General features: G+C 61.0%; 21 protein-coding genes and 1 tRNA gene. 17 read left to right on the top strand and 5 right to left on the bottom strand.

Annotation, left to right across the window (positions count from 1 at the left end):
• Positions 1 to 24 precede the first annotated feature (24 nt).
• Together ACILSL_RS13375 and ACILSL_RS13370 are read right to left on the bottom strand one after the other, a co-directional pair.
• Positions 25 to 423 carry a hypothetical protein gene (locus tag ACILSL_RS13375; protein WP_395732540.1) on the bottom strand — a complete coding sequence of 133 codons (399 nt, stop codon included), beginning with the start codon at positions 421 to 423 and terminating at the stop codon, positions 25 to 27.
• A 1,182-nt stretch (positions 424 to 1,605) separates the two neighbouring features.
• Positions 1,606 to 2,889 carry a Gfo/Idh/MocA family protein gene (locus ACILSL_RS13370; RefSeq protein WP_395732539.1) on the bottom strand — a complete coding sequence of 428 codons (1,284 nt, stop codon included), beginning with the start codon at positions 2,887 to 2,889 and terminating at the stop codon, positions 1,606 to 1,608.
• Between the two features lie 46 nt (positions 2,890 to 2,935).
• Here ACILSL_RS13370 and ACILSL_RS13365 point away from each other — a divergent pair, with 46 nt between their 5' ends.
• A complete protein-coding gene (locus ACILSL_RS13365) occupies positions 2,936 to 5,044 on the top strand; it encodes an alpha/beta hydrolase family protein (RefSeq protein ID WP_395732538.1) in 2,109 nt (702 codons plus the stop codon).
• A 20-nt stretch (positions 5,045 to 5,064) separates the two neighbouring features.
• Positions 5,065 to 6,276 carry an MFS transporter gene (locus ACILSL_RS13360; protein WP_395732537.1) on the top strand — a complete coding sequence of 404 codons (1,212 nt, stop codon included), beginning with the start codon at positions 5,065 to 5,067 and terminating at the stop codon, positions 6,274 to 6,276.
• 215 nt (positions 6,277 to 6,491) lie between these two features.
• On the opposite strand, the gene ACILSL_RS13355 is transcribed toward ACILSL_RS13360, so the two are convergent.
• Positions 6,492 to 6,568, bottom strand: a tRNA-Pro gene (locus tag ACILSL_RS13355).
• 175 nt (positions 6,569 to 6,743) lie between these two features.
• Here ACILSL_RS13355 and ACILSL_RS13350 point away from each other — a divergent pair.
• From ACILSL_RS13350 to ACILSL_RS13320, 7 genes are all read left to right on the top strand, one after another.
• Positions 6,744 to 7,820: an ABC transporter ATP-binding protein gene (locus ACILSL_RS13350; RefSeq protein WP_395732536.1), complete on the top strand. Its 1,077-nt coding sequence runs from the start codon at positions 6,744 to 6,746 to the stop codon at positions 7,818 to 7,820.
• Positions 7,817 to 9,514, top strand: a complete 1,698-nt coding sequence (locus tag ACILSL_RS13345; protein WP_395732535.1) for an extracellular solute-binding protein — start codon at positions 7,817 to 7,819, stop codon at positions 9,512 to 9,514. The genes ACILSL_RS13350 and ACILSL_RS13345 overlap by 4 nt, the downstream gene beginning before the upstream one ends.
• Positions 9,515 to 9,526: 12 nt before the next feature.
• The gene (locus tag ACILSL_RS13340) at positions 9,527 to 11,221 is read left to right on the top strand and encodes an ABC transporter permease (protein WP_395732534.1); all 1,695 of its coding nucleotides are present in this window, start codon (positions 9,527 to 9,529) and stop codon (positions 11,219 to 11,221) included.
• Positions 11,222 to 11,234: 13 nt separating this feature from the next.
• Positions 11,235 to 11,792: a hypothetical protein gene (locus ACILSL_RS13335; protein WP_395732533.1), complete on the top strand. Its 558-nt coding sequence runs from the start codon at positions 11,235 to 11,237 to the stop codon at positions 11,790 to 11,792.
• A complete protein-coding gene (locus tag ACILSL_RS13330; RefSeq protein WP_395732532.1) occupies positions 11,789 to 12,766 on the top strand; it encodes a helix-turn-helix transcriptional regulator in 978 nt (325 codons plus the stop codon). The genes ACILSL_RS13335 and ACILSL_RS13330 overlap by 4 nt, the downstream gene beginning before the upstream one ends.
• Positions 12,767 to 12,848: 82 nt before the next feature.
• Positions 12,849 to 13,307, top strand: a complete 459-nt coding sequence (locus ACILSL_RS13325; RefSeq protein ID WP_395732531.1) for a VOC family protein — start codon at positions 12,849 to 12,851, stop codon at positions 13,305 to 13,307.
• A 241-nt stretch (positions 13,308 to 13,548) separates the two neighbouring features.
• The gene (locus tag ACILSL_RS13320; RefSeq protein WP_395732530.1) at positions 13,549 to 14,373 is read left to right on the top strand and encodes a hypothetical protein; all 825 of its coding nucleotides are present in this window, start codon (positions 13,549 to 13,551) and stop codon (positions 14,371 to 14,373) included.
• A gap of 250 nt (positions 14,374 to 14,623) precedes the next feature.
• Here the strand turns inward: ACILSL_RS13320 and ACILSL_RS13315 are convergent, their stop codons facing one another.
• The gene (locus tag ACILSL_RS13315) at positions 14,624 to 15,790 is read right to left on the bottom strand and encodes an NAD(P)/FAD-dependent oxidoreductase (RefSeq protein ID WP_395732529.1); all 1,167 of its coding nucleotides are present in this window, start codon (positions 15,788 to 15,790) and stop codon (positions 14,624 to 14,626) included.
• Entirely contained in the window at positions 15,787 to 16,854 is a 1,068-nt protein-coding gene (gene mnmA / locus ACILSL_RS13310; RefSeq protein WP_395732528.1) for a tRNA 2-thiouridine(34) synthase MnmA, read from the bottom strand. Before mnmA ends, ACILSL_RS13315 begins: the two co-directional genes overlap by 4 nt.
• Positions 16,855 to 17,003: 149 nt before the next feature.
• Between mnmA and aroQ the strand changes: the two genes are divergently transcribed.
• The 8 genes from aroQ to ACILSL_RS13270 all read left to right on the top strand — a co-directional run bounded on the left by aroQ (position 17,004) and on the right by ACILSL_RS13270 (position 22,506).
• Positions 17,004 to 17,561: a gamma subclass chorismate mutase AroQ gene (aroQ, locus tag ACILSL_RS13305; protein ID WP_395732527.1), complete on the top strand. Its 558-nt coding sequence runs from the start codon at positions 17,004 to 17,006 to the stop codon at positions 17,559 to 17,561.
• A 98-nt stretch (positions 17,562 to 17,659) separates the two neighbouring features.
• Positions 17,660 to 18,316 (top strand): hypothetical protein, encoded by a 657-nt coding sequence (locus tag ACILSL_RS13300; protein ID WP_395732526.1) that lies wholly within the window; start codon positions 17,660 to 17,662, stop codon positions 18,314 to 18,316.
• A 17-nt stretch (positions 18,317 to 18,333) separates the two neighbouring features.
• Positions 18,334 to 18,897, top strand: coding sequence for an NUDIX domain-containing protein (locus ACILSL_RS13295; protein WP_395732525.1), 564 nt, complete (start codon positions 18,334 to 18,336; stop codon positions 18,895 to 18,897).
• A 66-nt stretch (positions 18,898 to 18,963) separates the two neighbouring features.
• Positions 18,964 to 19,206 (top strand): DUF4404 family protein, encoded by a 243-nt coding sequence (locus ACILSL_RS13290; protein ID WP_395732524.1) that lies wholly within the window; start codon positions 18,964 to 18,966, stop codon positions 19,204 to 19,206.
• Positions 19,207 to 19,304: 98 nt separating this feature from the next.
• Positions 19,305 to 19,793 (top strand): 50S ribosomal protein L9, encoded by a 489-nt coding sequence (rplI, locus tag ACILSL_RS13285; protein ID WP_395732523.1) that lies wholly within the window; start codon positions 19,305 to 19,307, stop codon positions 19,791 to 19,793.
• 202 nt (positions 19,794 to 19,995) lie between these two features.
• On the top strand, positions 19,996 to 21,048 hold the full coding sequence (locus ACILSL_RS13280) for a Gfo/Idh/MocA family protein (RefSeq protein WP_395732522.1): 1,053 nt from the start codon (positions 19,996 to 19,998) through the stop codon (positions 21,046 to 21,048).
• Between the two features lie 282 nt (positions 21,049 to 21,330).
• The gene (locus ACILSL_RS13275; protein ID WP_395732521.1) at positions 21,331 to 21,765 is read left to right on the top strand and encodes an NYN domain-containing protein; all 435 of its coding nucleotides are present in this window, start codon (positions 21,331 to 21,333) and stop codon (positions 21,763 to 21,765) included.
• Positions 21,766 to 21,792: 27 nt separating this feature from the next.
• The gene (locus ACILSL_RS13270) at positions 21,793 to 22,506 is read left to right on the top strand and encodes a tetratricopeptide repeat protein (RefSeq protein ID WP_395732520.1); all 714 of its coding nucleotides are present in this window, start codon (positions 21,793 to 21,795) and stop codon (positions 22,504 to 22,506) included.
• Positions 22,507 to 22,536 lie beyond the last annotated feature (30 nt).

Genomic DNA, 22,536 nt, shown 5'->3' with positions numbered 1-22,536 from the left:
CAAAAGACGCGCAGAAGCCCGCGTTTACGCCTCCGGCAAACGAAGCTTGGTGGCGGGGCCGGTGACCTCAAAGTGAAAATGGGGATCTTCACAATCGGGGTGAATTTCTGTGATCCGGATCGGCAGGAGATGCGGAACTTCCAGCGAAAGGTAGAGGGCGGTGGACGCCAGAGTTTCCAAAGAAGCAGAGTTATCCGGCTCGAACAGCCCCCGGGTCACCTGATCCAGGGAGGGTTCGCAGAGGATTTCTCCGCTGGCTGGCGGAAGGTCGCCGCTGCACCACAAAGTGGCTCTTGCGCAACGTTTCTCAAGGGGGTCGCCTTTGAGTTTCGCCACAAACTGGAGACTCTGTTCACGCCGCGTTGCTTCGTCGCTCATGGAAACATCTAAGCATGGTTGGTGTTCTTCGGCAATACCCTTCATGACAGAATGGGCCGTCTCTTCGGGGACTGCGGAGCGCTGGCAGAGTAAGAGGATCCCCAACTCCGTGCCGCCTGATACTGCTTTCATTTCGGGTCTGACAACAGACAAATGCCTGCTTCAAGATTAATTACTAAAGCAAAATAATATTGCAATTCTCACTGAAACGCAGTTTATTTCCTAAATGGTAAATCAATGTCACTCCTGCGGGAAGAGCTTTACGACCATGCGTTCCAGCAAACACAGTTGTTCCGCGACATGCCATAAAGCTCTGCAGCGCGGCAGCAAAACCCGGTGGGTAAAAGCAGGCGACCTCTTTGGAGAATTCAGATATCGCATCCCACGCCTTTCTCTCGCCGGCGGGCAGGCGGTTCGGGGCAGTTTCCCAAGCAAGCAGCCTGAAGCGGTGGTTTTATCCTTGCTGACCGCGGCATGCCGGAGCTCGACCTGCGGGCCTGTTTGACGGCTCTGCCAAACACGACGCGACCATATTACCGGCAGGTGTGCGGTGCGCCGATCCGAGTGTACATCCGCGCCGAGGGCGGCCATTACCGGATGAGCGTTCAGTGGGGGGCGGAGAGATCTTTGTGAAACCTTACCTGTAAGCAACTGCGCGTGGCATAAGCTCTCTGCGACGTTTCCGTTTTCATCTGGCCGTAGTCGTTCCGCCTTTTCAGAAATGAACCTAGCCTCGAATCAGTGTTTTTTGAGCCGTTTCGAATTCATGTTTAAGATGTGTTAAGTTTATGCATCGGATTGGAAATGGGTCACTTAGATCGCTCGAAAAGCCTGGTGTTGGTGCTTTTTCCGATTGTTCCACAGCCGAGAGGTTGGCCTGAAGGTCGCCTTTCCCGAAACCATCAGGCGGCACGCCTCAGGCTAGGTCTGACCCGGGAGGGCTCACCTCCACGGCGTCTCGCAGAATAGCCATCTCCGGCGGTCGTTGGCGAACGGGCCTGGCCTGCCCGGTCTGACGCAAAACGCCGCTCTGGCATGGCCAAGTGGTCTCATCCACACCCCTCATGCTTAACACATGATTAAGATGTGTTAATATTCGATATATCCTTCTTAATGTGACGATTAAGTCCATTCATTATCGCCCCATCCAAGCGGAAAGGCCCGCCTGGTCTGGCGATTCAGGGCAGGCCCCGTTGTGGCGCAACGGGGCTGCCTGGTCCCCTGCCCTTACGCGATCTTCCACGCTTCCCGCATCGGCCGGAGGAGCATCTGGTTGGCCTGCTCGTCGTTTTCGAAGCGCTCGACCTTGGGGTCAAACTTCAGCGGGCGCTTCAGCACGGCGGAGATGGCGCCTATGTGGCAGGTGGTGGCAGCGCGCTGGGCGATCTCGGCCGTGGCGGCGGTGCGGCCCCGGGAATAAACGGCATCGATGAAGTTGCGGTGGTGATTCTTGGACTCGTAGAGCTTCACGTCGCTATCCTTGAGCTTGGCGCGCAGGATGGCGTCGTCGCTGGCTTTGAGGACTTCGGACTCGGTGTAGATCCAGCCCTCGCTGCCGATGAATTTGGTGCCCCACTTGGTCTTGTCGTCCGTGCTGGACATGACCACGCGCAGGCCGTTGGCGTAGTGGTATTCGATGCGGAAGCTCTCGGCGGCGTCATAGATGCCCTTGTCGCGGCGCTTCACCTCCGTCGCGCTGACTTCGGTGGGCGCGGTTTCGTCCATGCCGGCACCCCATTGGGCCACGTCCAGAAAGTGCGCGCCCCAGTCGGTGATGTAGCCGGGGGCGTATTCCTCGATCCAGCGGAAGTTGAAATGGCAGCGCGCCGCCGTGTAGGGCTTTTCAGCCGCAGGGCCCAGCCACATGGCGTAGTCCAGGTGGGCAGGCACGGCCTCGGTGGCCTCCAGGCCGGTGTAGCCGCCGCGGATGGCAAACTTCCCCGGCACGCCGATTTCGATTTCCTTGAGCTGGCCGATGTAGCCGTTGCGCACGCGCTCGCAGGCCATGCGCACCTTCAGTCCGGAGCGCCGCCAGGTGCCGCACTGCAGCACACGCTTGTTTTCCGCCACCGCCCGGCAGATGGCGCGGCCTTCGGCGATGCTGGCCCCGAGGGGCTTCTCTGAATACAGATCCTTGCCCGCCTTCGCCGCAGCGATGGCCACATTCGAGTGCCAGTGATCCGGCGTGGCGTTCATCACGGCGTCCACATCTTTGCGGGCCAGCACCTCGCGGAAGTCTTTGAAGATCGCGGTCTCGGGCAGTCCGGCCAGCTTGGCGGCGGCAGCGGCGTGCTGGGAGTCCACATCACAGATGGCGACGACCTGCACACGCTCATCGGCCATCAACGCCCGGAGGTTGCTCGTCCCCTGCCCGCCCACACCGATGCAGGCGAGCCGCACTTTCTCATTGGGCGATACGGCCCCGGCCCGGCCAAGCGTGGCGGCGGAGACAATGAAAGGGACGGCGGTGCTAAGAAATTGACGACGATTTGGAGTAGCAGGCGTGTGCATGGGAAAGAAACGCACATTGGCTCCGATATTCATCAAGCTACCTCTCATGGACACCACTCCCCTTCCTCGCCGTCGTGACTTTCTGCAAACCACCGGCCTGGGCCTGATGAGTCTGCCCGTGCTCCAATCCTTCTTCGGCAGCACCAGTACCGCCCTGGCTCAAACGGCCGCCAAAGCTCCAGCAGCAGGCGCAGCACCCGCCGTCCCCGCCTTGAACCGTTTCCCCCGCATGATGCAGGAATGGCTGGTGGCGGAGGTGCGCGCCGCCGAAAAACGCGGTAACGCACGCCGCGAAGCTCTCAAAACCAAGGCCGATGCCGAGGCCTACGTGAAGTCAGTCCAAGAGCGCATCCGCCAGTGCTTCGGCCCCCTGCCAGAAAAAACACCTCTGAATGCGAAGGTCACAAAGACCTTGGAGCGCGATGGCTACCGCATTGAAAACATCGTTTTCGAGAGCCGCCCCGGCTATCTGGTCACGGGGAATCTCTACCTGCCAAACAGCAAAGGCAAGGTCCCCGGCGTGATCGGCGTGTGCGGTCACTCGCTCAATGGCAAGGAGGCGGAGGCTTACCAAAGCTTCGCGCAGGGACTCGCCCGGCAGGGGCAGGCCTGCTTCCTGATCGATCCCGTCGGCCAAGGTGAGCGCTTTCAGTACTTGAATGAGAAGCTTGGCTCCCGCCTCGGCGGTGGCACCACGGAGCACAATCAAATGGGCGCACCGCAGGCGCTGGTGGGCGAGTTTCTCGGCACCTGGTTCGCATGGGATGGGATTCGCGCGCTCGACTACCTCATCACGCGGCCGGAAATCGACACCAAGCATCTCGGAGTCACCGGCAACTCCGGCGGCGGCACGCAGACGACCTGGCTCTGCGGCCTGGAGCCACGCTTCACCATGGGCGCGCCCTCCTGCTTCGTCACCACCTTCCGCCGCGATGCTGAAAACGAGCTGCCGCAGGACATGGAGCAGTGCCCGCCGCGTGTGCTGGCGCAGGATCTCGATCATTGCGACTTCCTCGCCGCCATGGCGCCGAAGCCGGTCATCATCCTGGCGCAGGAAAAAGATTTCTTCGACAATCGCGGCTCCACGGAATCCTACGAGCGCCTGAAGAAACTCTACACGCTGCTCGGCAAACCGGAGAACATCCAGCTCCACATCGGCCCCGATCCACACGGCTACACGCAGTCGAACCGCGAGGCGATGTACAAGTTCTTTGGCAAAGCCACCGGCATTCCCGCCGCAGCCGCCGAACCGGCGATCACCCTCGAGAAAGACGCAGACCTGCTCTGCACGCCCAAGGGGCAGGTGGCGGAGTCCGGCTCGCGCACGCTGATGAGCTTCACGCGGGAGAAGGCGGACGATCTGGCCGCCACGCGGAAGCCACTGAGCGGCGCAGCTTTGCAAAAAGCCGTGCGTCAGGTCTTGAAGCTGCCTGCGCTCGCGGATTCCCCGCCGGACTACCGCATCCTGCGCAGCGTCGGCGCACGCAAGTATCCCACCAAAGGCTACTGCACCTACGCCGTGGAGACGGAGCCGATGATTCACGCCCTCGTCACCCGCTTGAGTGATGAAGCGCTCACCTCGCGCCTGCCGCGTGGGCAAAGCAAGGCCGTGCTCTACATCTCCCATCGCTCGGCCGATGCCGAGCTGCGCAGCGATCCCTTCGTGAAGGAACTCATCGCCGCCGCACCCGACGCCGCCTTCTTCGCCTGCGATGTGCGCGGCATGGGCGACTCCCAGCCGGACACCTGCGGTGCGAATCAATTCCTCGGCCTCTACGGCAGCCACTACTTTTACGCCGCCTACAGCCAGATGCTCGACCGCCCACTGCTGGGCCAGCGCGTACTGGATGTGCTGCGCGTGATCCAGCTCCTCGCCGCTGCGGGGCACACAGAGATTCACCTGGCCGGACAGGGCTGGGGGGCTCTGCCTGCCGCCTTTGCCGCGCTGCTGAACCCAGCTGTGAAACAGGTCACGCTGAAGCATGCGCTGGCCTCCTTTCACGATCTCGCGTCTCACGAAGACCAGCAGTGGCCAAATGCCTTCATGCTTCCTCATGTGTTGGCACACTTTGATCTTCCCGCCTGCTACGAAGCGCTTCAAAAGCAGAACCTGCAGCTCATCGAACCCTGGTCCGCCGCCGATGGCATGAAGTGACATTTTACCACACCCACGCCATGCAATCCTCCCTCAAGATCAAGCTCTCCCTCTTCATGTTTCTCCAGTACTTCATCTGGAGCAGCTGGTACATGACGCTGGGCAGCTACCTCGGCACGCTGGGCTTCAGCGGCACCGAGATCGGTGCCACCTATGGTGCGTTTGCCTGGGGTGCCATCCTCTCGCCCTTCATCGTGGGCTTGATCGCCGACCGCTTCTTTGCCTCGGAGAAGATCATCGCCGTGCTCGGCATCGCGGGTGGTCTGGTGATGTTTTACGTCCCGCAGTTGAAGACTTTTGGCAGCGTTTATCCCACGCTCATCCTCTACTGCACGCTCTACGCGCCGACGTTGGCCCTGGGCAATTCCATCTCCATGACCCATCTGGCCGATGCGAAGAAGGACTTCCCTTTTGTGAAGATTTTCTCCGCCGTCGGCTGGATCGCCGGCGGCGTGGTGCTCAGCCAGTTGAAGGGCGAGCAGTCATCACTGCAGTACTACCTCGCCGGCGGGACCTCGCTGGTGTTTGGCCTGTTTGCCCTGACGCTGCCACACACACCACCGCGGAAGAAGGGCCAGGACGTGCCGCTGAGCGAAGTCCTCGGCCTGGATGCGCTGGCGCTGCTGAAAAAGCCCACCTTTGCCATCTTCATCCTGTGCATGTTCCTCATCTGCATCCCGCTGTATTTCTACTTCGTGAACATGGGCACCTACCTCACGCAGTTGAAGTGGGCGGACATGGCGCAGAAGATGACGCTGGCCCAGGTCTCCGACATCGTCTTCCTGCTGCTGCTGCCGCTGATGCTCAAAAAGCTCGGCTACAAGAAAACGATCTTCCTCGGCATCCTGTCCTGGGCTGTGCGCTATTTCATGCTCAGCGCCAGTGCGGCCAGCACCGGCAGCGTGCTCATCTTCGGGGCCATCCTGCTGCACGGCGTCTGCTACGATTTCCTCTTCATTGCGGGCCAGCTCTACGTGGACAGTGAAGCCAATGAACGCATTCGCGGCGCCGCGCAGGGCCTCATCGCCATCATCCTCTGGGGCTTTGGCTCCCTCGTCGGCACCTACCTTGCGGGGTATTTCATGGATCAGCACAAACTGGCCGCGCCGAAAGGAGCCATCACCCACGACTGGTCCGCCATCTGGGCCACCCCGGCCTGGATCGCGGTGACCGTGCTGGTGGTGTTTGTGATCTTCTTCCGTGAGCCGAAGAAGTCGTCTGCGGGAGCATGAAGGCGCACAGGAGCGCGGAATTGATTCCGCAGCATTCCGAAAACACGCAGGATTCCGCTTCAGCTTGAGCCCTTCAGTGTCGCTGCTCCCGCATTCAGGCTGATCCTCGGCACGAAGGGCATGATGCGTCGTTAAGAGCCTTGGGCTGCGGCGGAGAGCTGCGGAATCAATTCCGCGCTCCAAAGCGCCTTTTCGTGGCGCTGAAACGTAAACCGTGGTCGGGCTGGCGAGATTCGAACTCACGACCTCTTGCACCCCATGCAAGCGTTCTACCAGGCTGAACTACAGCCCGACCTAGGTTTGACGTTCTCACCAGCGGTGCCGCTTTGGGGTGGCTGCCGGTTGGCGAGAGGACGTGCATTTTGGACAGAGCTGCGGGCTTTGCAACTGCGATGTTGAGTTCTCGTGAGAATCTCTGCGAAGCTTGCCATTGCCCTGCCGCTCAAGTAGAACCTGAACTCATCCGCATGGTCACGATCACAATCCAGGAACTCACCAAACGATTCAGCGGCAGTGTTGTGCTGAGCAGCGTGGACCTGCAGATCGAATCCGGCGAATTGTTCTTCCTGCTGGGGCCCAGCGGCTGCGGCAAAACCACCCTGCTCCGCCACATCGCGGGCTTTTACACGCCGGATGCCGGCAAGATCTGGTTTGATGATGAGGACGTGACCCGCCTGCCCGCCCACAAGCGTGGCACGGGCATGATGTTTCAAAGCTACGCCCTGTGGCCGCACCTGAACGTGGCGCAAAACGTGGCTTTCGGACTGGAGGAGCGCAAGCGCCCGCGCCGGGAGATCGAGCACCGTGTCTCCGAAGCGCTGGAGCAGGTGAAGCTGGACGGCCTCGGCTCCCGCAAGATCCAGCAGCTTTCCGGCGGGCAGCAGCAGCGCGTGGCTCTGGCGCGTGCGCTGGTGATCCGCCCCAAGTGCCTTCTGCTGGACGAACCGCTCTCCAATCTGGATGCCAAGCTGCGCCTGGAAATGCGCACAGAGATCCGCACGATCGTCAAGCAGCACGGCCTCACCGCCATCTATGTGACACATGACCGCGATGAAGCCCTGAGCATGGCCGACCGCATGGCGATCATGGATGCGGGCAAGCTGATCCAGGTGGGTGCGGCGCCGGAGATTTACCTCAATCCCGCCACACGCATGGTGGCCGAGTTCATCGGCGAGACGAACTTCGTCGAAGGCCGCACCCTGCGCGAGAGCAGCCGGGCGGGATTCTACGATGTGGAAACCCCCTTCGGCGTCCTGCGGGGGCGCACCGACGGCACCTGGCAGCCCGCCGGCGGCCAGCCTGTGATGCTGAGCGTCCGGCCCGAGGCGCTCACCTTTGGCAGCGTGCTCGATTCCCCCAACCGCTTCCCCGGCCACATCCTCGACACCACTTACCTCGGCGCCACGGTGCAGTACCTTATTCAGGTGCACGGCGGCCCGCAGATGAAAGTCTGCGAGACCAACCCGCAGGACCTCCGCCTGCCCGGCGAGGACGAAGTCCGCGTGATGGCAGCGATGGGAGATGTCGTGATTCTGCGCAAATGAACGAGCGCCTCACAACTCTGCTGGCACATCCGCGCACCCAGGCCGTGCTCGCATGGGCTCAGCATTGGCGCAAAGAACTCACCGTCTTCTTCCTGATGCTCGCCACACTGGCGGGGCCCTTCCTGCTCAAGCCCGCGCAGAGCACCGCCCCCGCGCATTATGACCGGCGGCTGGTCATCATCTCGCCGCACCATGACCGTATCCGCGAGGAGTTTGGGCATGCGTTTGCCAGGCACTGGAAAGCCACGAGAGGAGAAACGATCTTCATCGACTGGCGCGTGCCCGGTGGCACCTCGGAGATCGCCATGCTGATCAAGTCCGAAGCCACGGCGGCGTTTCAGCACCACTGGCAGTCGAAGCTGCATCAGACCTGGTCCCCCGCTGTGGCGCAGTCCTGCCTGAACCCCAAGGCCGCAGCCGGAGATGCCGCACGCAAAGCCTACCTCGACTCGAACCTCGGCACCGGCATCGATGTGTTCTTTGGCGGCGGCGCGTATGATTTCGAGCAGCAGGCCAGGGCGGGCACGCTGGTGGCGGGTGACGGTGAAAAAACCGGCCTCAGCGGCTTGGCGAAGAAGCACCCCGAGTGGTTCAGCGACACCGGCATTCCCGAAAAACTCAGCGGCGAACCTTTCCGTGATCCGCAGTTCCGCTGGTGCGGCACCTGCCTCTCCAGCAGCGGCATGGTCTTCAATCGCGATGTGCTGCGCCGCATCGGCATCGCGCAAGATCCCACCGCCTGGGACAACCTGGCCGATCCGCGCTACTACGGCCAGATCGCCCTGAGCGATCCGGGCAAGAGCGGCTCCGTGACGAAGGCTTTGGAAATGCTGATCCAGCAGCAGATGCAAAGCGCGTATGACCGGCTCAAAGCGGTGCCGAAGTCCAAGCTCACCCCTGAACAACTCGAAGCGCAAGCCGTCGCGGAAGGCTGGAATGAAGGCCTGCGCCTGATCCTGCGCATCAGCGCGAATGCGCGCTACTTCACCGATTTCTCCACCAAGATCCCGCTCGAAGTCGCCAAGGGCGATGCCGCAGCGGGCATGTGCATCGACTTCTACGGACGCTCTGCGGAAGAGGACGTGCGCAGGGCCGACGGCACCTCACGCGTGGGCTTCATCGCCCCGCTGGGCGGCACCTCCGTCAGTGTCGATCCCATCGGCCTGCTGCGTGGTGCACCCGATCCAGAACTGGCCACCGCGTTCATCGAGTTCGTGCTCGGAGATCCGGGGCAGAAGCTGTGGAGCTACCGTGTCGGCGAGCCCGGCGGCCCCCGGCACCATGCCCTGCGCCGCCTGCCGGTGAGGCATGATTTGTACACCCCGGAAAACATCGCCATGATGAGCGATGGCCATGAGGCCCCCTTTGAAAAAGCCCAGGCCTTCACCTACCACCCGGAGCGCACCGCCGCCTTGTTCAACACCATCCGCTTCCTAGTACGCGTGATCTGCGTGGACTCCCATGAGGAACTGCTCGCCGCGTGGAAGAGCATCATCGATCACGGCATGCCCGAGCGCGCCCTCCAGGTGCTGGAAGACCTCACCCGCGTGAAGCACGAAGCCGCCATCGGCAACATCGCCCGCATCCTCGCCTCCCGCGACAAAGTCCAGGAAACCCGGCTGGCCCGGGAGCTGGGGGATGCTTTTCGCAATCAATACATCAAGGCCAGCCGCTTGGCGCAGAACGGCGAGTAACCTTTCACCCCCATGTCCAAAACCCTCTCACTGCTGATCTTTCTGGGGATGACCGCGTTTTTCGCGTGCTTCTTTGCCTGGCCGATCTGGGCGGCGCTGGAGGCGGCGTTTCGGGGGCCGGATCACAAGTTCACGCTGGAGTATGTATCCGAGGTTTTTCTCAATGAGCTGTATCGCGATGGGCTGTGGAATTCGTTCATCATCGCGGTGTGGACGACGCTGGGCGCGCTCTGCGTGGCGCTGCCGCTGGCGGTGTGCTACGTGCGCTTTGCCTTTCCCGGACGTGCGCTGATGAATTCGCTGGTGCTCATGCCCATGATCCTGCCGCCGTTTGTGGGAGCCATCGGCATCAAGACGATGCTGGGTCAGGCGGGCGCGTTGAACAGCCTGCTCATCAATCTCGGTCTCATGGACGCGCTGCATCCGACCGACTGGCTCGGGCAGCACCGCATGCTGGGCATCATTGTCATGGAGGTGCTGCACCTGTATCCCATCATTTACCTCAATACGGCGGCGGCGCTTTCGAACCTCGATCCGGCGCTGGAAGAAGCCGCGGCCAACATGGGCTGCAATGCCTGGGGCCGCTTCTGGCGCGTGACGCTGCCGCTCATCATGCCCGGCGTGTTTGCCGGTGGCACCATCGTTTTCGTGTGGGCTTTCACCGAGATGGGCGTGCCCCTGCTGTTTGACTATGACCGCGTGACGGCGGTGCAGGTCTTCCGCAGCATCAATGATCTTAGCGGGAACCCCTTCCCCTATGCCTTGGTGGCGGTGATGCTGGTCTTCAGCACGCTGTTTTACCTCACCGGCAAGCTCTTCTTTGGCAGCGCGAATTCGGGGGGCGGCGGACGTGCCACCACTGGGCGCGAAACCCTCGCGCTGCCTGCGGGCCTTGGCTGGGTCTGCACCGCGTTCTTTGCGGGGGTCACTTTCCTGGCCGTGCTGCCGCATCTAGGCGTGGTGCTGCTGTCGTTTTCCAAAGACTGGTATGACACCGTCATTCCGCATTCGCTTACGCTGGGGCATTACCGCGATGCACTCGGGCATGAGCTCACGCTTTCCTCCATCGCCAACAGCTTAAAGTACTCCACGCTGGCCATGCTCGTGGCGCTCGTCCTTGGCACAGGCGTGGCCTACGTTTCCGTGCGCACGCGCATCTGGGGCCGCCAACTCCTTGATGCCATGGCGATGCTGCCGCTGGCCGTGCCAGGCATCGTGATGGCCTTTGGTTATCTGGCCATGACGCGGGAGGGCCAGCCCTTCCACTGGCTGATGCTGGGCGAAGATCCGCTGCTGCTGCTCGTCATTGCGTATGCCGTGCGCAGGCTCCCTTATGTGGTGAGGTCTGCCGCCGCCGGCTTTCAGCAGGTGAGCCCCACATTGGAAGAGGCCGCGCAGAACCTCGGCGCGCGCCCGGAGAAAGCCCTGTGGCGCATCACCCTGCCGCTCGTCGCGCCAAATCTCGTCGCTGGTGCCCTGCTCGCCTTCTCCTTTGCCATGCTGGAAGTGAGCGACTCCATGATCCTCGCGCAGCAGGCCGCGTACTTCCCCATCACCAAGGCGATCTACTCCCTCGTGCTCTCCCTCGGCAGCGGCCCAAATCTCGCCTCCGCACTCGGCGTGTGGGCCATGATTTTCCTCGCCGTGACCATTCTCGGTGCCGGGGTGATCTTGGGGAAGAAACTCGGGGCGTTGTTTCGTGGATAGGTGAACTGCACTCATGAAGTCCAAGCGTCCCGCCAAAATCAAAACCTTCGAGCAGGCCTTCGAGTTTGTCTTGAAGGTGAAGACCTGCCTCATCTTTGGCTCGAAGACCTCCGACCTGCCCAGCCTCTGGGATGTGGTGGATCTGCCCGGAAGACAGCCAGGACAACCGGGCTGGGGTGCCAAAGTGGAGGCGGTCTGGGCCTGGAAGAATGAGCTGCCCGCGCAGTTCCCCGATGAGATTTTCTACGGCAAGCTGCCCGGCGGACTCGCGATGCTGATGAGCATCGAGCATCTGCGGCAGGTCCACTATCCGGCACATCATCGCCCCGTTTCCTCATGCAGCCCGCTGGCTCGGCGTGCCTTTGAGCTGATCCGCAGCGAGCCGCATACCACGGCGGAGTTGCGCAAGGCGTTGTCGCCTTCAGGCGCGATCAGCAAGAGCAAGGTGGACAGCGCGCTGGTGGAGCTGCAGGTGACCCTGAACATCACCCGCTCAAACGCGCCGAACCTGAAACGCGACACCTGGCTGCCCTTTGCAGAGCAGTATCCCGACATCGGAGGAGAGGCATGAACCGCACCGACCGCCTCGTCTCCATGGTGATGCTGCTGCAGTCGCGCCGGGTCATTACGGCTGCCCAGTTGGCGGAGCATTTTGAGATCACGGAGCGGACCGTGTATCGCGATCTGGCGGCACTGGGGGAAGGCGGCGTGCCCATCGTGGGTGAGCCCGGTGTGGGATACAGCCTGATGAGCGGCTACTGCCTGCCGCCGGTGATGTTCTCGCCGGAGGAAGCCTTTGCCTTCGTCACCGGCGGGCTGCTGGTCGAACGCATGACCGATGCCTCGATGCGCGATGCCATCCGCTCCGCCATGGGCAAGGTGACGGCCGTCCTGCCTCCGGGCCTGCAAGGCCGCGTGGACCGTCTGCGCAAAACCATGGTGATCGGCGGACGCTCTCCGACCAAGGGCAGCGTGCCTTTGAGCACCGTCCAGCGGGCCATGGCCGAGGGCTGTGTGCTGCGGCTCAACTACCTGGGGGCCGCACGCGGCGAGCCCACCGAGCGTCTGGTGGAGCCGCGAGGACTGGTCTTTTACCATGACCATTGGCACCTCATCGCCTGGTGCCGTCTGCGCAGAGACATGCGGGACTTTCGCGTGGATCGCATCATCCGCTGCGAGACGCTGCCGGAACCGATCCCGCCTCACCCGGGGTTCAATCTGAATGAGCACATCGCGAAATGCATACGGCCGGAGCGCAGTGAGTTTGCGGTCATCGAAATCCCTGATTACCTCCTCGAAGGCGTGCGCCGCTTCTGGGGGCCGACGATTGTGGAGGAACAAACCACGGGCCAGCAGGTGCGTGTCCGCTTTGCCTTCCGCCCGGAAGGGCTCGCCTACGTCGCGCGCTGGTTGCTGAGCCTGGGCACCGAGGCCGAGATTCTCTCTCCCGAAGTTCTGCGGGTGAAGGTGGCCGATCTGGCCCTCGCGACGGCGCAGCATCATCAGTCGAAAAAAACGGCACGGGTGAAATCACCCCTGACATAGGGCTGTCAGTGGGCGGTGCGATGGACGGCGCGTGATCGCAATGGATTGCGATCCGCATTCACACCCCACCGAAATACCACCCATGAGCCAAACCAACGAACCCACCGTCTGCTTCTCCCTCACCTGCAAAAGTGCCGCCGCAGCACTCGACTTCTACACCCGGGCCTTCGGTGCCGTGGAGCTTTACCGCTTCTCGCCCACCCCTGGAGCCGTGCCCCATGCCGAGTTCAAGATCGGCAACACCCATATCTACATCTCCGATGAGTTCCCACCGGGACACGCCTTCGCCATTCCCGAAGGTGGTCTGGCCCCCTGCGTTTTTTCGATCCAGGTCGAGGACTGCGACCAAGCCTTTGCCCGCGCCCTCGCGGCCGGCGGCTCCCCGCTGACTCCATCCCGCGATCAGTTCTGGGGCAAACGCACCGCGATGCTCCGCGATCCCTTCGGCTACCGCTGGAGCTTCAGCCAGCACCTCGAAGAAGTGCCGCCGGATGAGCTGAACAAACGTGCACAGGCGTTCATGAGTGCGAACGCCAAGTAGCCAGATATCGCTTTCGTCTCTGCGAGGTGGGGACCACCCGCTTTGGCAGAGACGATCGCATGTCTGCCAGAAGCCAGACTGCCTGTGCCAGGAGCAGTTTCAGGCTGATTCTGGAGCTGGGCAGAAATGGCTGGCCGTGCCTTTCGTGATCCCCTTTCTCAGTGGAGTTGTTCACAATGTGGCAATGTAACGTTAATAACGTTTTCTTGACCTGGGCGCGGTTTACCTTTGAAATGCGGGCATGAGACGCCCATGGATCAAAATCGAAATCTGCACGCCGGACAAACCGGAGATTTGCAGCCTGGCCACGCAGTTGCGACTGGATGATGACGCAGTCGTGGGAAAGTTGGTGCGCTTGTGGTCCTGGGCGGAGCTGAACCGAATTGATCCTAACGACTTGGGCGTTACCAAGGAATTCATCGACAAGATCGTGGGACGCAAAGGCTTTGCCGCAGCTCTGGAGAAAACGGGCTGGCTCATTGAAACGAATGAGAAACTTTCCTTTCGTAACTTCAAACGTCACAACAGCCCGGTAGCCCAGAACAAAGCACTGACCGCAAAACGGGTGGCAAGACACCGATTGCGCAAGGCGGCCGTGACAGAAAAAGTGACGGATGAGCCGTTAGCTCCCAAGCCTGCAAAGGCTCCCAGAGTGAAGAAAACTGCAGCTCCAGACCATCCCGTTGATCAAGTAATTAAAGCAGTTTCACCTTTGATTATCAGTGAGGAAATTGTGGCAAATATTGAGCCGGAGGTTGTGGGTAATGCACCCCTGCCCGCTGAGCTTGTTGTCGAGCCTCAGAGCTTTGTGGAGGAGCCTGAAATGGGGACAGCAGAGGCTCCTCAAGACGTCGCTCAGGCCCCTCATGAGGAGACCGTAGATGCAGCTTCTGAAGTGTCCACCACGGAAGAAGTTGCCATCGCTGTTCCTGAGGCTCACCCCGAAGAGGTTGCAGTTACGGCTCCTGAAGCACCCGCAGAAAACCCTGCTCCAGTTGAAGAGCCTGCACCGCGCAAAAGACGCAGCAAAGCGGCCGATATCGATGACCAGCCCATGCTGTTCTAGAAGGGGCAAGGTTCGCACCACTCATTTCCGGGAGGGACGTGATCAACGCATTCCTGTAGCAACACTGCTGTCTTTTGAAACGCTGACTTCGTTTCCTCATACCGTCTGCATGCGCTGCTTGGAGACACGTTGGCTCAGTTACGTTTATATAAACATTCAATGATTAATAATTATTAATCATTGTTAAATAGATGGTTGTGTGACTTTTTAAATCACCTTCTCTCCGCTCATGTGAGGCATGAAAGGCGGTCTACCCCGAGGCGCGGGCACCATCCGAACTGGCCGCTGTCTTTTCGCGCCAGCGGTAACGTTGAGCCCATGGGTTCGGCTTCCGCTCGACGACGTCGGCGATGATTTCACCCAAGACGGGAGTGAACTTGAAGGCGTGGCCGGAATCTCCGGCGGCAATGATCAGACTGGGATGCGCAGGATCGTGGTCGATCCAGAAAGCACCATCGAAGGTGTCGCAGTACAGGCAGACGCGGGTGGAGTGCAGCGGGGCGTCGGCCAGGGTAGGAAAGGTTTTGTGCAGGAAGGCGCGGTAGCGCTCCTCCTCCCCTGCAGGCAGAGTTCGAGGATCTGAGGCATTCACCCGGCGACCGGGGCCGTGGTTGGCCACTTTGACAAGCCCCGCAGCATTCGCCGGAAAGCCATACCAGCCGGTCTTCCCGATGTCCGCCCCCCAGACGGGAAACTGTGGCGGGGCGAAGGGGCGTAGATCGGGTGGCTGAAAATGGAAGACCGTCTGAGCGGTGGCCCACATCACCTCCTGCAAATGCGGCAGCAGCGTGGGCGTCCAGGCTCCGGCAGCGACGAGTATGGCATCGGCCTGCCAGTTTTGCCCGGTGGCGGAGGCAATGCCCGTGCAGCGTGCCCCCTCAAAGATCGGGCGCGGCTGCGGCACATTTTCAATGAGGATGACTCCCGCTGCACGTGCCTCCGCAGCAAGGCGCCCGATGACGCGCCCACTTTCCACCCAGCCGCCCGTGGGATTGAGGTAACCATCCTGGTAGAGCGTATGATTCCAGGCCGGGTGAAGTTCGCGCAGCATCTCAGCCGAGGTCCGGCGTAGATGGTGGCCTCGCTGCTTGAGGAAGGCGTGGCTGTCATGCTCAAAGCCTCCGGGCTGCATGGGATCGCGAGACATGACGAGGAAGCCGACCTCATGGTACAGCTCGTCGCCCCACCTGGCATTCCACTCGCGCCAGCGTTGCAGGCTGATCTCGCCCATTTTTGTATGTTGTTCATCCTCAGCATAGTCCATGCGCACGACCTTGCTGATGTCCGTAGATGCAGCGTCGGGATGCGGGAGCGAACCTTGATCGATCAAGGTCACCTGCCAGCCACGAGCCCGGAGTTCAAGGGCGGCAGTGAGACCAAAGCAACCGCCGCCGAGAATGAGGATGCCACGAGTCATGTGTGCTGGATGGTTTCAAACACCGCTCCACCGAGCAGGCGGTTCCCATCATACAAGGCGCAGATCTGTCCCGGCGTGAGGGCGCGCTGCGGCTCTGTGTATTCGAGTTCCGCGCGGCCATCGCCTAACGGGCGGAAGACGGCACTGCCTGCCGGGCAGCGGTAGCGCGGCTGCGCCTGGAGCAGGCGCTCGTCATTCAAAGGCTGGCCGGTACTGGAAATGGAATGCAGCGTGGCCTTGCGTGCCCACAGCAGCGGTGTGTCGGAATTTTCAATGGCGACGACGAGTTCGTTGGTCTGCGGCCGCTTGGCCACGACGACGTAGGCCTGCTTGTGGACGGGACTGGCCACGCCGTGCCCCTTGCGCTGGCCCAGTGTGTAAAGGTGCAGCCCGCGATGCTCGCCGAGCACCTTCCCTTCCAGATTCACAATGGGCCCTGGCTGGTCCGGCACAAAGGTGCGCAGGAAATCCTCCATCTTCACCTGCCCGATGAAACAGATGCCCTGGCTGTCCTTTTTCTCCGCCGTCTTCAGGCCGAACTCCCGGGCGCGCTCACGCAGCTCTGGCTTGAGCAGATGCCCGATGGGAAACTGCGCGATGCGCACCTGATGCGGCTGCATCATGGCGAGGAAGTAGGTCTGGTCTTTGTTCGGATCGGCCCCGCGCAGGATGTTCCCGTCCTCTTTGCGTGCATAGTGCCCTGTAGCGATGGCCTCAAAGCCGTGCTCCTGCGCCCAATCCCAGAGGACGCCGAATTTCATCTCGCGGTTGCACATCACATCGGGATTCGGCGTGATGCCTGCCTGGTAGCCTTCGAGGAGGTATTTCACGACCTTTTCGCGGTATTCCGTCATGAGATTGACCACTCGAAACGGGATGCCAAGCTGACTGGCCACGGCCTCCGCATCGGTGATGTCCTCCTCCCACGGGCAGTGGCCGATGATGTTCTCCTCGTTGATCCAGTTCTTCATGTACACGCCGGACACGTCATGCCCTGCGCGGACGAGCTCGGCTGCGGCCACGCTGCTGTCCACGCCTCCGGACATGGCTGCGAGAATCTTCATGGGCTGAGAATCGGCGGCTGCGGCGTGGCGTCAATCAGGAGGCGCGGGTGCGTGATGGAAGGCATGGAGAAAATACGGCGAAGGCGAGAAGCAGGGCGGCAGGAAACTGAAGCTCTTTACTCCCGCCGCAGCGGGCTAAGATGCGCGGCATGAGATCCCTCCTGCCCTCCCTCCTGCTGTTGCTGCCCCTGCTTATGCCCGCTTGCAGCGGGTTGGGCGGCTCGCGCCATTCCCTGCCCGCGCTGATGGTGAAGCGCCTGGACTGGATGGATGACGTGGCGGAGGCCAAGCGCGCCAAAGGACTGCCCATCACCGACCCAAAGCGGGAGGCCGAGCTGCTGCGCAGCATGATGCAGCGCGGCGATGCCGCCGGATTGAATGACGAGAGCGTGAGGCTCTTTTTCAGCGGTCAGATGCAGGCAGCCAAGGTGCGGCAGGAGGAGTGGCTGCGCCAGCACCCCACGGCCACCACGGCTCAGCCCCCCGACCTCGCCACCACCATCCGCCCGGCGCTGGACGAGATCGGAACCCAGATGATCGAGCAGCTGGAGGAGGAGACGCGGCACAGGACGCCCATAGAAGCAGCGGCTCTGGTGACGCAGGCGCAAAACCGCCTCATGCAGGCCGGGTATTCAGAGGCCGTGGTCAAACCCGCCGTCGAGGGGCTGAAAGACGCAGTGGACATGTATTTCGCATCCTGGCCGTAGAAGAGGCAGGCAGCAGCATGAAGACTGCTGGATGGACGATTCAATCCCCGAAACAAACCCCCGGCTTGATCTTTGGCCGCGCCGCATTCAGGTGAGGGATGGCAAGCATTCAGAAAGTCCCCACGGGCGAGTTCCACTCCGGCTACGGCTGCGTCATCATGAGCGCGGTGGTCGGCATCTTCGGTTTCATCATCTGGTGGAGCTACTACACGTTCAAGACCATGGACTCGGCCATCGCCGAGATCACGCAGCAGGCCCCGGCCAAGCTGCCGGAGATCGCCCCGGTGCCCGGCCTTGAGCAGCGCCTGGCGGATTTCGCCGCCGCCGCGACGGAGGGCAAGCCTGCCACGCTCAAGCTCACCGTGGCAGATCTCAATGCCCTGCTGCTGCTGGCGCCGGAAGGCAGCAACGGCAGCTACAAGGACTTGCTGCGGGTGAAGTCGCTCGACGCCGCCAAACAAACCATCATCACGGAGGCAAGCCTGCCGCTGAACAAGAAGTTCTGGGAGGACTCCAAGCGCTACCTCGTGGGCGAGGTGGACTTCTCGCTGGAGATGACCGAGCTGGGCCCGGACGCCAAGCCCAGCGCCGTGCGTGTGCCGGGCAAGACCGTGCCGGAGGAAATGGTCAAAGGCATGGCCATGTATGGCTACCTTGGCCCTTACCAGAATGACAAGACGCTGGGCCCGGTGCTGAAGGCGATCAAGAAGCACCAGATGGAGGCAGACGGAGTGGTGCTTTCCACAGAGAAGTGATCCTTCATTCCCTGACCATGAATCTCCCCCAGCACCCGAATCCTTGGAAAACCGTTTCCACCCGCGAGACTTATTCCAATCCATGGATCCGCGTGCGGGAGGATCAGGTGCTCAAACCCACCGGTGGCCCCGGCATTTACGGCGTGGTGGAATACAAGAACATCGCCGTCGGTGTGATCCCCATTGATGAAGAAGGCCACACCTGGCTCGTCGGCCAGTGGCGCTACTGCCACGGACACTACGAGTGGGAGATCCCCGAAGGCGGCTGTCCCGCTGGCGAATCTCCCGGGGAAGCGGCCCGGCGTGAACTGCAGGAGGAGACCGGCATCGTCGCCACCACCATCAGCCCCCTGCTCTCCGGCATCCAGCTTTCCAATTCCACCAGCAACGAAGTCTGCGACATCTTCATCGCCACCGGCCTGACCCACGGCGAGGCACAGCCTGAGGACACGGAGCAGCTCGAAGTCCTGCGCCTGCCACTGAGTGAAGCGATTCAAATGGCGCGCGATGGGCGCATCCGCGACAGCATCAGCGTGCTGGCACTGCTGGCGGTGGCAGCACGCGGTGATCTGATCGCATGACTTGCACATTCTTGCGGCATCAAAACTCTTGTCGGGACATGCTCGCGGTGACAGAGTGAAAAAACCATGAACACAGAGCAACTGGAACAACTCAAGACACTGGTGGCAGACGCAGGCGATCTGCCGGAAGCCGCGAAAACCAAGCTGCTTGAGCTGCTGGCACAGACCGAGGCGGAAGCCCCCACCGCAGAGCCTGGGCAGGCCCAAGGCCAGTGGCTTTCTTCGGTCGAAGAACTCGAGGCTGCGCACCCGGAAGCAACGGGGTTTATGAACCGGCTGGCGACCACGCTGGCCAACATGGGGATCTGACGTGGAACCCGCACTTTCAAAAGAACCTAGAATCCGCCTTTGACAGAACTTAGGAGGCGTGTAGTTTCGCGCCCCTTTTTCCCCGAGGGAATGTCGCCATGCCAAACACACAAGTTATTCTCAAAGAACAAATCAAAGGCCTCGGAGCCGAAGCTGACGTTGTCAGCGTGAAGCGCGGTTTTGCGCGCAATTTCCTTCTCCCCCAGGGCAAGGCTTATGAAGCCACCAAGGGCAACCTGCGCCACACCGAGCGTCTCAAGGCCGTGCGTGCCGAGCGCGAAGCCAAGGAAGTCGCTGAAGCTGAAAAGATTGCCTCCAAGCTGAAGAAAGTGAAGCTCAAGCTCACCCTCTCCACCGGTCAGGGCGGCAAGGCTTTCGGTTCCATCACCACCATCGACATCGCCAAGGCTCTTTCCGAAGAGTCCAAGATCGAAGTGGACCGTCACATGATCGTGCTGGAAAAGCCGATCAAGAACACCGGCAACTTCGAAATCGTCGTCAAACTCGGCCACGAAATCACCGCCACCGTCAAGCTGAACGTCTCCGCCGCTGGCGAAGCCGCTCCTGCTGAAGACGACGCTGAATAAGCGGGCCTCTCCAGTTTAAAACCCCTCTGCAAAGCCGCGTGAACAACGCGGCTTTGTTATTTTTCAGCATCGTGCGGAAAATGGGGAGCTTGGCTGAAGTTGTTGTGCGCCGCCTAATGCGTGCACGCTGGCGCAAAAAGACTCGAAAGAGACACTTCTGTACCGGGTATTGATATTGACAATCATGCCTCCGGTTTGGAGCATGCACTCACTCACCATGAAGAAATACAACGTCGGAATCATCGGATACGGCTGGGCCGCCAGCGCTCACATTGACGCCATCAACAAAACCAAGCAGGGCCAGGTCACCGCGGTCTATTCCTCCCGCAAACTGGACGATGCGGAGCTGAGCGCGAAGCACGGCACTCCGATCAAGAGCTACCAGAACCTCGATGAGATGCTGGCGAATCCAGACATCCACGTGGTGGACATCTCCAGCTACCCGAGCCAGCACCGGGACCAGGCCATCAAGGCGGCCAATGCCAAGAAGCACATCATCCTCGAAAAGCCGATGGCCAACTCGCTGCCTGAAGTGCGCGAAATCGTCGCTGCTGCCAAGGCCAATGGAGTCAAGGGCTGCGTCTGCTTTGAATGCCGCTACTCGAATCAGTTTCAGGTCACCAAGGCGCTGATCGATGAAGGCCTGCTGGGCAGCATCCATTACGGCGAAGTCGATTACTACCACGGCATCGGCCCATGGTACGGTCAGTTCCGCTGGAACACCGGCAAGAAGGATGGCGGCAGTGCCCTTCTCACCGCCGGCTGCCATGCGCTGGATGCCCTGCTCATGGTCATGGGTGGCGAAATCGAAAGCGTCACCAGTTTCTCCACCAAGTCACAGAGCGAGATCTTCAAGCCCTACGAGTACAATACCACCAGCGTCACGCTGATACACTTCAAGAACGGTGCCGTCGGCAAAGCCGCCGCCGTGGTGGACTGCCTCCAGCCTTACTACTTCCACACCCACCTGTGTGGCAGCCAGGGCAGCCTGCTGGACGACAAATTCCACTCCATGAAGCTGCACACCGACAAGCACGCCTGGAGCAAGCTCTCCATGAAGATGCTCGACTCCGGGGACGTGAGCGACCACCCCTACGAAACCCAGTTCCAGGCCTTCTTTGATGCCTTGGACGAAGGCAAGGACATGCCGCTTACCAGCTTCCCCGAAGCGCTGCGCAGCTTTGAAGTCATCTTCGCCTCCGACAAAAGCGCCGAGCAGGGCGGCAAGCCCGTGCGCATTGCGGACCTCGACTGATTCTTCATCTCGGTCCTTCGAAACCGCGTGGTGCTCCGGCATCACGCGGTTTTTTTGTGCCTGCCTCTTGGAGCTCGCCACACGCTTGGTGGGCGGACGGGCTGTCTCCGAACCCCTTCCTCGATCATGCATGCACTGCCCGTGCCATAAGCTCATTACCAAAGCAGTCCTTAGTCTCGACGCTTCTTGTCGAACTGGAGCTCTGGCGGCCACTTCAAAGCTTGCTCCTCATGCAGCACTGCCTATGGAATGGCTGTGAACTTTAAACCTTAAATATTGGCCATGCCCGCTCCGCTGACCTACCTGCTTGTTGACGGTCACAGCGTCATCCACGCCTGGCCGGAACTGAAGCGTGAACATCGGGTCGCCTCGCGCCGCCATCTGGCGCGCACGGAGCTGCTGAAACACCTGCGCAATCTTCAGGACATGAGCGGCATGCAGGTGGTCGTCGTGTTTGATGGTGTCAGACAAGGCACCAATGAGGAGCGCGAGCCCCAGGGCCTTCAGATCATCTACGCCGATCCCGGCACCACGGCGGATACCATCATCGAGCGCCTCGTGGCCAAATACATCCAGGAGCGCCCCATGCGTGTCGTTTCTGCCGACGGCATGGTGCGTGAAACGATTCTGTCACTTGGAGCCGAGTGGTTCAGCCCTGAAATTCTCCGCAGCCTGTGCGATGGTGCTGAAACCAGCATGCGCGCCCGTCTTGCCTGATTCCCATTCACGTTCTAACCTTTTGCCATGAGATTGATCCTTCCCCTTTTGTTTTTGATGGCTGGTGTTTCCGCCTCACTGGCGCAAGCCCCCGCCAAGGCTCCCGTTTCCGATGAAGTCAAAAAGCTGCTCAAGGAAGCCCGCGAAATGCGCATGAAGCAGCGCTACACCGATGCGCTCGAAAAGCTGGATGCTGCGGAGAAACTCAACCCCAATGTGGCCGACCTCTACGCCCTGCGCGGCGACATCTACCTGGCACCACGCCGTCGTGATTTTGACCTCGCCCTGCCCCAGTTTGAGAAAGCCGCACAGCTCCAGCCAGAAAGCCCGCTGCCCAAGTTCAATCTCGCCGAGTACTACTTCGTGAAGCACGATTTCACCACGGCACTCCAGTCCTTCACCAAACTGGCCACGGACTACCCCAAGCTGCCCATGGTCATCCGCCACATCGTTCATTACAAGCGGGCGCTGTGTGAGATCAAGCTGGGGCACCGCCCGGCCGCCGACCAGATCATCGCGGAAAATTTCACCTTCATGGACGACACCCCGGCCTACTATTTCAGCAAGGCGGCCATTGCCTTTGACATGGGCGATCCCAATAAAGCCACTGAATGGGTGAAGCGCGGTGTTGCTGTCTTTAAAGCCCCGAGTTGCGAGCCCTACTACGATGCCTTCAAGGAACTGCGCTGGGTGCCCGACCTGGACTTCGCCCCTCCCCCGGATGCGCCCAAAAAGCCGTGAAGTGGTGCATCGCAGCCGATACCGGTGGCA

It is taken from the genome of Prosthecobacter sp., assembly GCF_044222345.1.
Lineage (GTDB): Bacteria > Verrucomicrobiota > Verrucomicrobiia > Verrucomicrobiales > Verrucomicrobiaceae > Prosthecobacter.
Note: the sequence above shows the minus strand (reverse complement) of the source record. Positions and strands in the feature narration are given on the sequence as shown.

Coding starts and splice junctions, on each gene's coding strand:
- ACILSL_RS13290 (WP_395732524.1), top strand. CDS start 18,964: ATGAACACAGAGCAACTGGAACAACTCAAGACACTGGTGGCAGACGCA.
- ACILSL_RS13360 (WP_395732537.1), top strand. CDS start 5,065: ATGCAATCCTCCCTCAAGATCAAGCTCTCCCTCTTCATGTTTCTCCAG.
- ACILSL_RS13340 (WP_395732534.1), top strand. CDS start 9,527: ATGTCCAAAACCCTCTCACTGCTGATCTTTCTGGGGATGACCGCGTTT.
- ACILSL_RS13325 (WP_395732531.1), top strand. CDS start 12,849: ATGAGCCAAACCAACGAACCCACCGTCTGCTTCTCCCTCACCTGCAAA.
- ACILSL_RS13295 (WP_395732525.1), top strand. CDS start 18,334: ATGAATCTCCCCCAGCACCCGAATCCTTGGAAAACCGTTTCCACCCGC.
- ACILSL_RS13280 (WP_395732522.1), top strand. CDS start 19,996: ATGCACTCACTCACCATGAAGAAATACAACGTCGGAATCATCGGATAC.
- ACILSL_RS13270 (WP_395732520.1), top strand. CDS start 21,793: ATGAGATTGATCCTTCCCCTTTTGTTTTTGATGGCTGGTGTTTCCGCC.
- ACILSL_RS13300 (WP_395732526.1), top strand. CDS start 17,660: ATGGCAAGCATTCAGAAAGTCCCCACGGGCGAGTTCCACTCCGGCTAC.
- aroQ (WP_395732527.1), top strand. CDS start 17,004: ATGAGATCCCTCCTGCCCTCCCTCCTGCTGTTGCTGCCCCTGCTTATG.
- ACILSL_RS13365 (WP_395732538.1), top strand. CDS start 2,936: ATGGACACCACTCCCCTTCCTCGCCGTCGTGACTTTCTGCAAACCACC.
- ACILSL_RS13320 (WP_395732530.1), top strand. CDS start 13,549: ATGAGACGCCCATGGATCAAAATCGAAATCTGCACGCCGGACAAACCG.
- ACILSL_RS13275 (WP_395732521.1), top strand. CDS start 21,331: ATGCCCGCTCCGCTGACCTACCTGCTTGTTGACGGTCACAGCGTCATC.
- ACILSL_RS13370 (WP_395732539.1), bottom strand. CDS start 2,889: ATGCACACGCCTGCTACTCCAAATCGTCGTCAATTTCTTAGCACCGCC.
- ACILSL_RS13375 (WP_395732540.1), bottom strand. CDS start 423: ATGAAGGGTATTGCCGAAGAACACCAACCATGCTTAGATGTTTCCATG.
- ACILSL_RS13315 (WP_395732529.1), bottom strand. CDS start 15,790: ATGACTCGTGGCATCCTCATTCTCGGCGGCGGTTGCTTTGGTCTCACT.
- rplI (WP_395732523.1), top strand. CDS start 19,305: ATGCCAAACACACAAGTTATTCTCAAAGAACAAATCAAAGGCCTCGGA.
- ACILSL_RS13345 (WP_395732535.1), top strand. CDS start 7,817: ATGAACGAGCGCCTCACAACTCTGCTGGCACATCCGCGCACCCAGGCC.
- ACILSL_RS13350 (WP_395732536.1), top strand. CDS start 6,744: ATGGTCACGATCACAATCCAGGAACTCACCAAACGATTCAGCGGCAGT.
- mnmA (WP_395732528.1), bottom strand. CDS start 16,854: ATGAAGATTCTCGCAGCCATGTCCGGAGGCGTGGACAGCAGCGTGGCC.
- ACILSL_RS13335 (WP_395732533.1), top strand. CDS start 11,235: ATGAAGTCCAAGCGTCCCGCCAAAATCAAAACCTTCGAGCAGGCCTTC.
- ACILSL_RS13330 (WP_395732532.1), top strand. CDS start 11,789: ATGAACCGCACCGACCGCCTCGTCTCCATGGTGATGCTGCTGCAGTCG.